The sequence below is a fragment of the Arsukibacterium sp. genome, assembly GCF_033721375.1.
Classification (GTDB): domain Bacteria; phylum Pseudomonadota; class Gammaproteobacteria; order Enterobacterales; family Alteromonadaceae; genus Alishewanella.
Map to the genome: position 1 here is coordinate 616,416 of NZ_JAWWAP010000001.1, position 14,460 is coordinate 630,875.

At 50.5% G+C, this 14,460-nt stretch carries 10 protein-coding genes; 3 read left to right on the forward strand and 7 right to left on the reverse strand.

What is annotated here, in order from left to right:
* Positions 1-11 precede the first annotated feature (11 nt).
* Positions 12-3,140: an amidohydrolase family protein gene (locus R3187_RS02875; protein ID WP_318965189.1), complete on the reverse strand. Its 3,129-nt coding sequence runs from the start codon at positions 3,138-3,140 to the stop codon at positions 12-14.
* 24 nt (positions 3,141-3,164) lie between these two features.
* Entirely contained in the window at positions 3,165-6,125 is a 2,961-nt protein-coding gene (locus R3187_RS02880) for an EAL domain-containing protein (RefSeq protein WP_318965190.1), read from the reverse strand.
* 117 nt (positions 6,126-6,242) lie between these two features.
* Here R3187_RS02880 and R3187_RS02885 point away from each other — a divergent pair, with 117 nt between their 5' ends.
* Positions 6,243-6,695, forward strand: a complete 453-nt coding sequence (locus R3187_RS02885) for a cytochrome c (RefSeq protein ID WP_318965191.1) — start codon at positions 6,243-6,245, stop codon at positions 6,693-6,695.
* 34 nt (positions 6,696-6,729) lie between these two features.
* Here the strand turns inward: R3187_RS02885 and R3187_RS02890 are convergent, their stop codons facing one another.
* Entirely contained in the window at positions 6,730-7,380 is a 651-nt protein-coding gene (locus R3187_RS02890; RefSeq protein ID WP_318965192.1) for a cytochrome b/b6 domain-containing protein, read from the reverse strand.
* A gap of 54 nt (positions 7,381-7,434) precedes the next feature.
* Between R3187_RS02890 and R3187_RS02895 the strand changes: the two genes are divergently transcribed.
* Positions 7,435-9,780 (forward strand): penicillin acylase family protein, encoded by a 2,346-nt coding sequence (locus tag R3187_RS02895; RefSeq protein WP_318965193.1) that lies wholly within the window; start codon positions 7,435-7,437, stop codon positions 9,778-9,780.
* Between the two features lie 209 nt (positions 9,781-9,989).
* Entirely contained in the window at positions 9,990-11,144 is a 1,155-nt protein-coding gene (locus tag R3187_RS02900; protein WP_318965194.1) for a chorismate mutase, read from the forward strand.
* Between the two features lie 12 nt (positions 11,145-11,156).
* Here the strand turns inward: R3187_RS02900 and R3187_RS02905 are convergent, their stop codons facing one another.
* The 4 genes from R3187_RS02905 to R3187_RS02920 all read right to left on the reverse strand — a co-directional run bounded on the left by R3187_RS02905 (position 11,157) and on the right by R3187_RS02920 (position 14,384).
* Positions 11,157-11,489 carry a hypothetical protein gene (locus tag R3187_RS02905; RefSeq protein ID WP_318965195.1) on the reverse strand — a complete coding sequence of 111 codons (333 nt, stop codon included), beginning with the start codon at positions 11,487-11,489 and terminating at the stop codon, positions 11,157-11,159.
* Between the two features lie 13 nt (positions 11,490-11,502).
* Positions 11,503-11,895, reverse strand: a complete 393-nt coding sequence (locus R3187_RS02910; RefSeq protein WP_318965196.1) for a VOC family protein — start codon at positions 11,893-11,895, stop codon at positions 11,503-11,505.
* Between the two features lie 46 nt (positions 11,896-11,941).
* Positions 11,942-12,913: a tetratricopeptide repeat protein gene (locus tag R3187_RS02915; RefSeq protein ID WP_318965197.1), complete on the reverse strand. Its 972-nt coding sequence runs from the start codon at positions 12,911-12,913 to the stop codon at positions 11,942-11,944.
* Positions 12,914-12,986: 73 nt separating this feature from the next.
* Entirely contained in the window at positions 12,987-14,384 is a 1,398-nt protein-coding gene (locus R3187_RS02920; RefSeq protein WP_318965198.1) for an MBL fold metallo-hydrolase, read from the reverse strand.
* Between the last annotated feature and the right edge of the window lie 76 nt (positions 14,385-14,460).

Consider the following 14,460-nt stretch of genomic DNA (forward strand, 5'->3'; position numbering starts at 1 on the left):
TATGCTACTCCCTAGTGCTGCAGATACTGATGGTTCTGAGTATGAGCATGGCCGGTATGATCCGATTGCCCGCCAAAGCGCAGTTGCAACCAGTCGGCATTGTCTTCACAGTGCCAGATAGGATCGTCCTGCTTATAACCATTCTCCACGCCATTGCGGGCTGAATCGCCTGCCGTCAGCACTTTCTGGATAAGCTGCTGCTTTTCAGTATCCTGGGCCGCACGCATGCTGATATCTTCGCTGCGATCAAAATACCGGGCGCCGGCAATCCAGGTTTGCTGTACCTGAGCATATACCGACAACGGATGGCCATCCCAAAGTACCAGATCAGCTTGCTTGCCTTCGGCCAGCGAGCCTACTTTGTTATCAATTTTCAGCTGTCTGGCCGGGTTAATCGTGACCATTTTCAGCGCTTCATGCTCGTCCATACCACAATACATCGGTGATTTAGCCGCTTCCTGATTTAACCGGCGCAGCAAACCCGGATCGTCAGAGTTAACGCTGACCAGCAATCCCTGCTCGTGCATCAGACAGGTATTGGTTGGTATCGCGTCGTTTACTTCCATTTTAAAGCCCCACCAATCGGCAAAGGTTGAGACGCTGGCGCCGTGCTTCTTCATTTCAGTGGCTACTTTGTATCCTTCCAGAATATGGGTAAAGGTTTGAATGTTAAAACCCATTTCTTCTGCCACTTCAATCAGCATTAAAATCTCAGAAGCGACATAAGAGTGGGTGTGAATGTGCCGCTTACCTTCGATAATTTCGACCAGAGTATCTAACTGGTAGTCACGCCGCGGCGCCTGCACTTTGCTTTGCTGGCGTTTAGACAGTTTATTGTATGCCTGCCACTTTGCCTGATACTCTTTTGCAGCCTGGAAATTATCGCGGACAAAGGTATCCACCCCAATCCGCGTTTGCGGATAGCGGCTGGTAAACTCGCTGCCCCAGTTTGATTGCTTGACGTTTTCACCCAGCGCAAACTTAATGCTGCCAGGCGCACCGGCAAATTTCATGCCTTCAGCCGACTCACCCCAGCGCAGGCTGATGATCTGTGCCCGGCCGCCAATCGGGTTAGCACTGCCGTGCAGCAATTGCACCGTCGTTACACCACCGGCCAGACCGCGATAGATATTAATATCATCCGGGTTAACCACATCACCGATATGCACTTCAGCGGTGTTGGCATGGCTGCCTTCATTGACACCCTGCTCAGTGGCAATATGCGAGTGCTCATCAATAATGCCCGGCGTAACGTGCATATCTTTGCCATCAATAACGGTATAACCGCGCGGCGTCGATAACTGCTGGCCAATCCGGCTGATTTTGCCTTCTCGGACAATAATATCGGCGTTCTGCAGCACACCTTGCTCCGTTGCGGTCCACAAAGTGGCATTTTTAATATGCAGGTTTTGCTGCTTGGGTAAAATAGTCCGGCCAAATGCCCGGTTCGGATAGGTAAGCTGTGACACCATCGGTGCTGGCGTCTTCGCTTTTTCGGGCTCAGCTGCTGGCGAATCCGTTCGTGCGGCATTGACTGTCAGCTGACTGCCGTCAGCTTGCTGCCAGCGACCTTCTAACGTCGCACCTTGCAGTACGCCGCTGAACTGGGCGACCTCTGTGGCACCGGTCAGCTTTTGCAGTGGTGCGCTGAATTGCAGGTTCTGGCCCTGTACCAGCAAATGTTTTAACTCCACTTTCTGGTCAGCAAGTTTCAGCTCGCCTTTTAATTTCGGGGCATGACCGCTTAACGTTAAATCAAAACTGTTGTCTGCAATATTCAACTGATAAGTGCCGGCAAACTGTGGGGCATCAAGTGGCGTAAACTCCCGCAGTTGGCCACGCAGCCAGGTTGCAACAATTTCTCCGTCAGCAAATAAATCGCCACGGCTGACCACGATATCGGCCTGATAGCCACTGGCAATTTTGCCCAGTTGTTGCTCCAGACCTAACATACTGGCTGGCACTGTGGTTAAGGCCGCCAATGCCTGTTGCTGGCTCAGCCCCTGTTTAACCGCACTGCGCAGATTAGGCAGAAAATCTTCTTTTTTCTTCAGGCCATGGCTGGTCAGGGCAAAACGTACCCCGGCCTCTGCCAGCACCGCCGGATTAGCGGCAGCCCGTTCCCAATGGCGTAAATCTGCCAGGCTAACGTCCAGCTGCTGATCCGGCAAGGTGACTTCAGGTGCGGCCGGGAACGTCAGTGGTAACACCAGGGTACGGCCACTGGCTTTTACTTCAGTCAGCCGGTTATATTCATGGCCGGAACCTAAAATAGCCGCATTACTGATATTAAATTCGGCCAGTAATTTATCTGCCCGTAATAAGGCCCGTTCATCACTGGTTTCAAATAACACGCCCCGTTTTGGCGCATTCGCCACATTAGCCAGTGCGGCATTGTACTCAACAGCGCCGCTGACAAACCGAAAATCCTCTTTGCTTTGTGCTGCCTGATACCAGTTGGCATCGGCAAAGGTCTGACGAATAAGGGCAATACTGCCCATCAGTGAAGAAGGGTAGCTTTGTTTGGAGCTGCCTTTACTGAATGACATAAACTGCTGGCTGTCCGCTTTTAGGATCAGATCGTTTGGCAGGCCCTGAGCCAGTGATGCGACAAAACCAGTACCACGGAAGATACCGTCATGACGTGCCGCCTGAACCACAGTAAATCCCTGTTTCAGTAACTCATCTGCGGCTTTGGCATCGGGCTTAAACTGGTCTGCCCAGCGCTGCTCAGCATGAATCGCTGCATTAGCGGCATTACCACCTACCCGTTCATTTTCATAAACCGGTTTACCACCAAAACTGAACCCTTCAGCCTTACCTGCGTCTGGGACACCATACTGGGTATAAGGGTCGATAAAACCCGGGTACAAATGGTAACCGGTTAAATCAACGCTCTGGTAGCCGGCAGGTACCTTAATGTTACTGCTGACAGATTCTATTTTTCCATCGCGGATCAATACCATGGCTGATGGCAGGGATTTACCCGGTTCGGTAACCACAGTGGCGTTAATCAGCGCAAGCAGATTCGGTGTTTTATCCCGGATCCCAAGTTGCGGTGATGTCTGGTCGGCAATACTACCTGTGCAAAAAGCACCAAGCAGAGCCATGCTGAACATGGACAGGCGAGCTGGTGTCATAAATGTTTCCTGAGTTATTATAATTTAGCTGTTAATTGTGTAATTGAGCTGACTGAGTTCCTGCTCTGCTAATGGCATGCTGTAAAAATAGCCCTGTACTTCAAAGCAACCATTGGTTCGCAGAAACTCCACCTGTTGAGCGGTTTCCACCCCTTCTGCCACCACGCGCAGATTCATCTTCTGAGCCATGGCGATAATAGCCGCGACAATATTCATGTCGTTGCGATCCTGCGGAATATCTTTAACAAAAGAACGGTCTATTTTCAGTTCATCAACCGGAAAACGTTTCAGATAGCTCAGCGATGAATAGCCTGTACCAAAGTCGTCAATAGATAAAGACACGCCGAGACGCTTTAACTGATTTAACTGGTTAATAGCCGCATCGGTGTCGCCCATCAGCATACTTTCGGTTATTTCAAAGATCACAGCCCGCGGTTTTACCCCGGTCCGCTTTAAAATCCGTTCAACAATTAACGGCAGGTCCTGATCGTTAAACTGGCGGACTGATAAATTGATAGACAAGGTCACGTCGTAGCCCCGACTCTGCTGGCGGGCCAGAAAACGGCAAGCTTCCCAGATTATCCACTCGCCAATCTGCACAATCAGGCCGGTGCTTTCGGCTACCGGAATAAATTTAACGGGTGGCACCAGGGTATTATCAGGCCGTAGCCAGCGGATCAGGGTTTCGTAACCGGTTATTACTTCGGTACGAATATCCATCTTAGGTTGGAAATACAATAAAAACTGGTTTTCACGAATGGCTTCGCGCAACTGATTTTCAATTTGCAGCCGTTCGTTGGCGGCATCATTTAAATCCTGACTGAAAAAGTGGAACGTATTTTTACCGCGTGCTTTGGCTTCATACATCGCCAGATCAGCATGCTTGAGCAGCAGCTCTTCTTCCGAGGCGTCTTCAGGTGCCACAGTAATACCAATACTGGCACTGATTGCCACGTCATGATGGCCTAACTTAACCGGTTCGTGAAATGCCTGCTGTAAGTTGGCAGCAATAGTGGAGGCCTGATGACGGTCTTTTATACCACTTAAAATAACCGCAAATTCATCGCCCCCTAAGCGCGCTATGGTATCTTCCTCCCGCAAGCGTGAGGTCAGCCGTCTGGCAACTTCTTTTAACAGCTCATCACCGGCATCATGGCCAAGAGTGTCATTTATCCGTTTAAATTCATCCAGATCAAAATACAGTAACGCAAAGTTATAGTAGCCACGATGCGCCATAGCAATGGCCTTACGCAGCTGGTCCCGGAAATAACTGCGATTAGCCAGACCGGTTAAAATATCGTAATACGCCAGATGTTCCATTTGCTTCTGGCTTTGTTTGATAAACGAAATATCCTGCATCGCACAGACATAATTCAGTAAGTTACCAATATCATCCCGGATAGGGGCAATTGCCAGCGAGACCCAGAATTGCCGCGCCGGCAATTTCTGATGCTGCAATAAAATATCACCGCGCCAGTGCTGCCGCTCATGCAATGTCTCGGTAATTTCAATACTTAGCTGCGCCATTTCATCTGCCAGCAACATATTCAGTGGCTGATTGACGACACTGCGCTCTTCACAGCCCAGTAAGTCTGTCAGAAAGGGGTTGAGGTATTCGATATTCAGATGCGGATCGGTCAGCAAAATACCTGAGCTGGAAAATGACACCGCTTTACTTAACTTGCGGGCCGCACGCTCTGCTTGCTCTTTTTCTGCGATGCGGGCGTTTAACCCGGTGACCAATTGTGAAATTTCCGCAGACATACCGGTAAAAGCCCGGTTTAACTGGCCAATTTCATCTTTTTTGTTGTCTAAACTGATTTGTTGAATATCGCCACGGCTCAGTTTAACCACCGCGCCCGCTAACCGGTTTAATCGTTTCAGCACAAACTGATAGCTGATCAGATGCAGCAGTGCTGCCAAAACGATTGCTACAACAATAAATATGATAACCAGCCGGCCGCGGAACTGATTTAGTGCCGCCATCACTTCGGCTTTGTCCAGATAAACCGCCGCATACCAGTTCAGATGTTTCAGCGGCGCAGCTGCAAATAAGTAGTTATTGTCTGGTGATACCCCATTCGGGGTTGGCTGCAATATATGCGCAATATGGGCTCTCAGCGCAGGCTCTGCCACAGCGACCCCGGGATAAAGGGTATTGGCGGCAACTGGGCTGCTGTTATTTATGATAGTGGGTGATATAGCCTGGCCTGAAGCGTCAAAAAGTAATGTCTGAGTATGGCGACTCCAGTAGCCGATGTTACTGCTGTTACGGGTTACTTCTGTTAACTCCAGATCAGCCACACTGACGCCGACAAACCGCTCTTTGATATAAACCGGTACTACAATACTGACAACCCATTCCTGCCAGATCGGGTGATAATATGCCGGGGTCCAACGGGGCAACTTAGCCGGATTGTTCTGTGGCGTTGCTTCCCGATAATACAAGTCCGTTGTTAAATCATGCTCTGGCTTTAACTGTTGTAATAAATCAGCCGGGGCAACCCGGAAAAACTGCTGCTCACTGACAAAATAGAAAGCGTAAAACTCCTGCAGCATTAACGGCGATAATTGCTGCCACAACAGCTGACTGTGGCTGAAAAGAGCAGAGGTATTGGCTTTAAGGTTGGCTGAGGGTATTACTGCAGCAGAGAAGCTGTCTTGTTGGCGAACCCTGTTATCAGGGCCCGGTCGCGGAATATTAGTACCGGCCCGGGTTTGTTCAGCTAAATAGCGGCTGATTACCTGACTGGCTAAAATAGCCGCTTTTTCTTTGTCATCCAGATTGGTATCCAGCTGCCGGGCATAATTCTTGGCTGTTCGCTGCACAGCAGCCAGTTGTTGTTCAGAAAGTGCCTGCTCCTGCAACCATAGTACTGCATAAGCAAACACCAAGCCTGCCACTGTAATGGCAATAAACACAACAACTGAGAACTTAAGCCCCAGTGAATTCATCCCTGTTGGTTTAGTGTTTACATCCTTCAATGAAGCGACCTTGCTATTGTTATAGTAAATTCAGTCTGGTACAACATACACTAGCCGAGTGCTATTGTAATTACCTTATCATTATTGCATGCAAAACCAACAAAAGAGAATGAACAAATGAAAAAAGCCCTGTTTGCCGGCCTTGCCACCCTTGTTATTTCGACACCATTAATGGCGGCAACTGCCTTCACCGATGCTGCTGATGCCGTTAAGTATCGCCAGGCGGCTTTCCAGCTTATCCGGCACAATATGGGTGACATTAATGAAATGATTAAAGGTGAAGTGGCTTTTGATGCCGCGCGGGTACAGAAACGGGCGGATGCATTAGTACTGGTCACTACTTTGCCATGGGAGGCCTTTCAGATTGCCGGCACAGAACTGGGTGGCGGTGACGCCAAAGCGGATATCTGGAAAAATCTGGGCGATTTTCTTGAGCGGGGTGAAAAACTGGCTGCCGATGCCAGCGCCTTGCAACTGGCCGCGCAGACCGGCGATCGCACTGAGCTGCGCCAGGCATTTGGCAATTTTGCCCGTAACTGTAAAGCCTGCCACGACAATTATAAAGAGTAACAGCGGCAACAGTATCGATCCCAGGGCGCTGCAGTTACAGTAGCGCCAGTAATGCCCGCCCCTGCCAGTAATACATTAACAGCAACAATACCGCCAACATCACAAAAAAACGCCAGCTACCTCGCAATGTTGGCTGCATGGCTCCCTCAAGCTCCGTTGTGCCGGTAATCATGGTTTTAATAACATTATCATGCCGCCAGCTATGCCACAGCGCAAAGGCAATATGCACCGTAATCAGGATCAGAATTATGTCGATATTAAATTGATGAATAGCAGATGCCAGATCAACCCAGCTGGCCGGCAGGAGAGCGACCAGTGGCCCGTCATTCATATAGCTGTTGTCAAAAGTGGCAAGGCCACTGACTACCTGCAGTATCAGCAAAGCCAGCAAAGTAAATATCATATATGAAGAGGCAGGATTATGGCCTGCCACCGGAGTGGTATTGCGCAAATACCCTATTGCTGCTTTAGGTGAGGCTGCAAACTGGCTGAATCTGGCACTTTGACTACCCCAGATCCCCCAGGCTAGTCGTGCCAGCAATAACGATGCCAGACTATAGGCCAGCAACTGATGGATGGCGATATAGCCTTCACTGCCGCTATACCACAATCCGGCCACCAGCAGTACCATCGCCCAATGGAAAAACCGCACTGCGCCATCCCACACTTTTATTTTTTGCGCCAATTGGATTGCTCCTGCTATGCTGACTTTTCGATTTTATGATAACGGATCAAGTTGATGAAGGGAATTAAATGGCTGCTGCTGATAACCGTGGTGGTAATGGTTGGGGTAGTAGCGGCCGGCTATGTTTGGCTGCGCCTCAGTCTGCCGCAATATCAGGGCGAATACCCGGCTGCGGTGGCAAACCCGGTTAATCTTGACCGTGATGTAAGGGGTTACCTGAGTATCACCGCCGCAGATCGCAATGATGCCGCTTATGGCATGGGGTTTGCGCATGCTCAGGAGCGGTTTTTTCAGATGGATCTGGCCAGGAGAAGCGCAGCCGGTACCCTGGCTGAACTGTTTGGCGAACGAGCCCTTGCCACCGACATTGAACGGCGCCGTCATCGCTTTACTGAACGGGCAGCAGAGACGCTGTTACAATTTACTGCCACCGACTTGCAGCTGCTCAGTGCTTACAGCCGGGGGGTTAATGATGGCCTGGCCTCGCTGACGGCAGCCCCTTTTGAATATACTTTGCTTGGAGCAGCACCGGCTTTATGGCAGGAAACCGACTCTGTGCTGGTGATTTATAATATGTATCTGGAATTGCAGGGCAAGCTGGGCCGGGATGAATATGCCATGACCGTATTGCAAGAGTCGGTACCCGGCGACTGGTTTCAGTTTTTACAACAACACAGCAGCGACTGGCAGGCTGCTATTGATCTTACAGAAGTTGCACCGGTAAGCATGCCCGACGGCCCTTATCCGCAAATATTGCGCGCCGCCAGCCCATGCATGGATTGCACACCAAAAGACAGTGCAGATTTGGGTAGCAATAATATGGCAGTAATGGGTCGGCTGACCAGCCATGGCAGTGCCATAGTGGCTAACGATATGCATTTGACGATCAGAGCACCCGGAACCTGGTATAAAGTGCAGCTGAACTGGCGCGATGGCAACGACTGGCAACAAGTAACGGGCCTGAGCCTGGCCGGTGCGCCGGCTATTGTAGTGGGAAGTAATGGCCATATTGCCTGGGGCTTTACCAACAGTACTGCAGACTGGCACGATTTAATTAAACTGCAGTTATCTGAAGATGGTAAAAGCTATTTAACTGCAGAGGGCTGGCAGCCTGTCCGGCAATATTATGAAACGATAAAAGTTAAAGATGCAGCCGATTACTCGCTGCAGTTGCAGGAAACCCGCTGGGGGCCCTTTATAAATTACGGTGAGCACACCTTTGCCCTGCGCTGGGTTGCCTATGACCCTAACGCGGTAAACTTTAATTTGCTTAAACTGGAAACCCGGCAAAATACCGAACAGGCACTGGCACTTGGTGCGATAACCGGCATTCCGACCCAGAATCTGTTAGTGGCCGACAAAGAAGGTAATATCGGCTGGACGCCGCTGGGTCCCCTACCCGGACGACAGTTAACAGACTGGGATACCGCCCAGGACTGGAGTGATGGCGTTAATTTCTGGTCAGCTAACCTGAGCGCTGAACAGTATCCGCAAATTTATAATCCTCCCTCGGGCGTGCTCTGGACAGCCAATGCCCGCAGTGTTGGAGGCGACGCCTACCGGTTACTGGGCAATGGCGGCTACGATTTAGGCGCCCGCGGCCAGCAAATCCGTGACAGCCTGTTAAGTCAGGGCCAGTTGGATGAGCAGGCGCTGCATCAAATTCAGCTCGATAACCGGGCTCTGTTTTTACAGCGCTGGCAGCAACTGTTACTTGAAATTCTGACACCTGAAGTGACCGCCAAACACCAGCTGACTGACTATCGTATGTTGCTAAATCAAAGTGGCCGTTATGCCCAAAGTGATGATATTGGCTATACCCTGGTGCAGCAATTCCGGCAGCAGACAATTGAGCTTATGTTTGCGCCACTGTCGGCACTGCTTGAACAGCATGGTAGCCGCAGCGCTTACTTAAAATACTCCCTGGAAACGCCGGCGTGGGCCATGTTGCAGGCGCGCCGGCCAGATACCCTGCCCTCAGGTTACACTGACTGGTCACAGCTATTGTTACAGGCGGTGCTTAGCAGTAAACAGCAACTGGAGCAGCAGCATGGTAGCTTGCATGACAGCCGCTGGGGTAAACAAAATCAGGCGAAAATCCGCCACCCGCTAAGTAGTGCAATTCCGGTGATGGGTGATTGGTTAAATATGCCGGCTTCTGAGTTTGCCGGCGATCGCCATATGCCACGGGTGCAACTGCCTTCTTTTGGTCAGTCGCAACGAATGGTGGTTGCCCCGGGCCAGGAGCAGGACGGTATTCTGACCATCCCGGCCGGTCAGTCCGGCCACCCGCTGTCGCCATTTTACCGGGCTGATCACCAGTACTGGTTAAATGAGGTGGCGCTACCCTTTTTACCTGGTCCGAAAAAATATCAGTTAAGGTTGGTACCTGCTGCTTGACTTTGGCCATCCAGACGGATTATGGTGCTGACTATGAAAAGATTAAATTGCGCGCTCGGTTTTTTTAGCTTTACCCCCCCATAGGGGAGGTAACTGGCCGTGCGTGCACAATTGGCAAGAAACCTCCCCCCGCAGGGAGGTTTTTTTTTTGCCTGAGACTTTTACCCAGTGATTACTTTGCTGACAGCAGCCCGATAAAAGGAAACATCATGGAACTTGACGATATTCGCCAGGCAATCAGTAGTACCGATCAGCAATTGCTGCAATTGCTGGCGAAACGCCGTGAACTGGCACTGGCCGTGGCAGCAGCCAAGTTAAGCCAGAATAAACCGATCCGTGATCAAAAGCGGGAACAGGAACTGCTGGTATCACTCATCGCTCAGGGCAAGGCCCTCGGCATAGATGCCCAGTACGTAACCCGGATTTACCATGTCATTATTGAAGATTCGGTGCTGCAGCAACAGGCTAAGGTACAGGGACAATTAAACGGCGAAAACGGCCCCAGTGTGCGGGTCGCCTTTCTTGGTGGTCAGGGCTCGTACAGCTACTGGGCGACCCAGAAGTATTTCACCCGCCGGGCTGAGCGGATTATTGAACTTGGCTGCGACAGTTTTAACGAGATTGTCCAGGCGGTAGAAACCGGCCATGCCGATTATGCACTGCTACCGATTGAAAATACCTCGTCAGGTTCAATTAACGAAGTGTTTGATTTACTTCAGCATACCCGCTTATCTATTGTTGGCGAACTAACCCATCCTATTGCCCATTGCCTGCTGGGCATAAGCGGCGCTGAGCTTAGCAAAATACGCCAGGTCTGCGCTCACCCGCAGGTAATAGCGCAGTGCAGCCAATTTCTGCTGGGGCTGACCAATGTCAAAATCGATTATTGCGACAGCTCATCTGCCGCCTTTGCTAAAGTTAAACAGCTGCAGGATCCGACGGTGATTGCCATCGGCGGTGAAGAAGGTGGCCAGTTATACGGCCTGGAAGTGCTGGCCCGTGATTTAGCCAATCAGAAAGACAATGTCAGCCGTTTTATCGTGGTAGCACGCAAACCCGTTGCCGTGGCCAAATCGATACCAGCCAAAACCACCTTTATTATGTATACCGGCCAGCAACCAGGCGCGCTGGTAGAAGCACTGCTGGTATTAAAACAACACGGCATCAGCATGGCCAAGCTGGAATCACGACCCATTCCGGGCAACCCATGGGAAGAAATGTTCTACGTGGATGTATTTGCCAACCTGGCTGACTACGCCATGACTCGCGCACTGGAGGAGCTGAATAACATCACCAAGTTCGTCAAGGTATTAGGCTGCTACCCCAGTGAAGATATTGAGCCGACCCAGGTCAGCGCCAGCTAGCTGTTACTGCTTTCAGTTAACCAGGCTGAAGGCCGCCAGCGCAATGGCGGCAACAGATACAACGGTACTACCGATAACTAACAACTTATAAGTAGTGATCTGACGCTCGGCCTCTTTGGACGCCTGCTCAGCCAGCGCTATGACTTTTTGCAGCTGCTCTGCCAGAGTATGCAAAGACTGGGCATTTTTGGTTACTGCCTGCTGCAGTTCACTGATTTGCTGCGCCTGTACCGGGTCGGTTTTTGTCTCAGCAGGTTTAGCAGTAAAAGCGGGGATAGCCGTCGTGGCAATTGTTGTCAGATAAGGCCCCAGTACTTTAATAAGTGGAATAAGTTGTAATGCCATATAACCTCCTGTGCTATTGCTGATACAGCTCCAGCGGCAAACCATCCGGGTCCTGAAAAAAAGTGAAAGATTTACCGGTATATTCATCAACCCGGACCGGTTCGACGCTAACCCCGTTTGCCGTTAAATACGCCACGTAATCAGCGAGATTTGTCACCCTGAATGCCAGATGACGTAACCCCTGTGCTTCCGGCTGGCTGGGCCGAGCCGGTGGGTTGGGGAAACTGAATAGTTCCACTTTGCTGCCATCGGCCAGTTGTAAATCCAGTTTCCACGACTGCCGCTCCGGCCGGTAGTTTTCAGCAACTATCTCCATTCCCAGCAACTTATTGTAAAAAGCTTTACTGCGTGAATAATCGCTGCAAATTATTGCCACATGATGAATACCACCAAGCTTTGCCACCATTTTGCTTTACTCCATCAGCCTGGCCCCGTTGCCGGGAATGATAATTTCAAAGGATTTTTTTAATCTCAGACTTCAGCTTATCATCCTGGGTAGTCGCCAGCAGCGGCTTTAAAATTGCTTCAGCTTGTGACCGCTGCTCTTGCGCCAGATAAAGCTGACTTAACCGCAGCTGTGCCCATTCGTTAAAGTCAGTCATGCTGCCGTCTGCCAGAAACTCGTTAAGAGCATCTATACCTTGCTGTGGTTCTGTTTTTCCCAGCACACTGGCCCGGCCCAGCTGATACAATGCCAGTAAGCGGTTACGTTTGCCCTCATCATCGGCAACCTCCTGCTTACTGGCTTTAAGAAATTCCGCGATTGCTGCGGCATAATCACGATTTTGTGCCAGCTGAATACCGCGAATAAAATAGGGCTCAGGCCGGCGTTGCAACAGTTCACTGCTGTCAATGAATTGCTCTGCCGCTGTAGTATCTTCGGCACTGAATAATATTTCCAGCGTTAATAGCTGGCCCTGTAACGGGTCTTGCTGTTCCAGCCTGGCAGCGATAGCCAGTGCCTGCTCTTTATCACCACCGGCAATGCCAGGGGCCTGGGCATAGTATTTTCCTAATGCTTTCAGGTAACCGGTATCTGCAGGAGCCAGCGACACTGCCTGCTCAAAGGCTTTGCGACAGCGCTTGGCATAACCCAGCGCACTGAACATACTGGCTTGCTGAGCACTATCGCAACTTGCTCTGCCAAACCAGAACTGATAACGGGCGTTATCGGCTTCAATGTGTATTGCTCTGGCCAGCAGCTCTTCTGCGGCATCTGCCTGCCCCAGCTCAAGTTCGCTGCGACCCAGCGCTGCCAGCAACCAGGCATCTTTGGTTTTTCGGTTTACTTTATCAGCCAGTAGCACTTTGGCAGCTGCAAAATCCTGTTGCTGCCACAGGTCTGATATTTGTTGTTGCAGATCTGCCGGCGCAGCATTTAGCCCAAAGCTAAGCAGCAAAGCAGTAAAAGTTACTCGTTTCATGGCTGTCCTTAATTTAAGTGTTAGCAGCATTGTAACCGCTGACAGCCATTTGCCAATGCCCAATACTATCTGGTTACAACTTAATACTGTCACCTTTAGCCGGGATCAATGCGTTAATTCCCAGGGCTTCTAATTCCTGCTGCAATACCAGCTGAGCTTCAGGCTCACCATGCACCAGATAAAACTGCGGCTGACCACCAATTGCTTTCGCCCAGGCTAACAGTTCACTCTGGCCGGCATGCGCGGAAAAACCACCAATGGTGTGCACCCTGGCTTTAACCACAATATCCTGACCAAACATCTTAACCCGTTTTTCACCGTCAACCAGCCGCCGGCCCAGGGTGCCACGAGCCTGAAAGCCAACAAATATAAGATGATTGGTATTTTTCCACAGGTTATGTTTAAAGTGATGCACTATCCGGCCACCGTTACACATACCACTGCCGGCGATAATAATGGCACCATGGCTTACCCGGTTTATCGCCATTGAATCTTCGACTTTCGGGGTCAGCTTCAGCATCGGCAACAGTTGTTGCAAACTGCGGCCGGCACCAATTTTGTCTAAGTCAGCCTGATCAAGCGCATGCAAAAAATCGTTGTAAATGTTGGTAATGCTGATTGCCATCGGGCTATCCAGAAAAATTGCCTGCTGCTTTAACCGGCCCTGATGATGCAGTAAAGCCAGGTAATACAGCACTTCCTGCGAGCGCCCAAGCGCAAAGGCCGGAATAAAAACGTTGCCGCCATCGTTGTAGGCCTGTTCCAGCGCACTGGCAAACTCCTCCACGGTATTATCCAGACTCTGGTGGTTGCGGTTACCATAGGTACTTTCCAGCAATACAATATCGGCCTGGCCAATTTCGGTAGGATCATGCATCAGTACAGTGGCCGGGTTACCCAAGTCGCCCGAGAACACCAGTTTACGCATCGCCTGATTACCTTTAAGCCATAACTGGACAATAGCCGACCCCAGAATATGCCCGGCATCGGCAAATTCCAGCTCCAGCCCCGGCATCGCCACTAACCTTTTGCGATAAGCCAGTGGCTGCACCAACTCACTAACCCGCTCGGCATCAGCTATCGTCATTACCGGATCTTGCTGTTTTTTGCCGCCGCGAGCCGCTTTTTTGTTTTGCCACTCTAAATCTTTCAGGTACAAGCCAACGGAGTCTTTCAGCAATACCGGTAAGATTTCAGCAGTACCGGGAGTGCAGATAATTTTGCCTTTAAAGCCGCGTGCAACCAGCAGCGGCAGTAAACCACTGTGATCAATATGCGCATGGGAGAGAATAACCAGATCAATGTCTTTCGGTTTAAAGGCAAAGCGGAACTTATGCCACTCCCGTACCTGATCCGCCCCCTGCGTCATGCCGCAATCGAGCAGAATTTGCTGCTTATTATGCTCGATAAGATAGCAAGATCCGGTAACCTGACCGGCAGCACCTAAAAAGGTTAAATTGGCTACAGACATAGTGTTGTCCCTGTGATTAGCGAATTAAGTTTATATCGCATCCTGACTGCTAAAAGATTAGTCTATATCAAACATA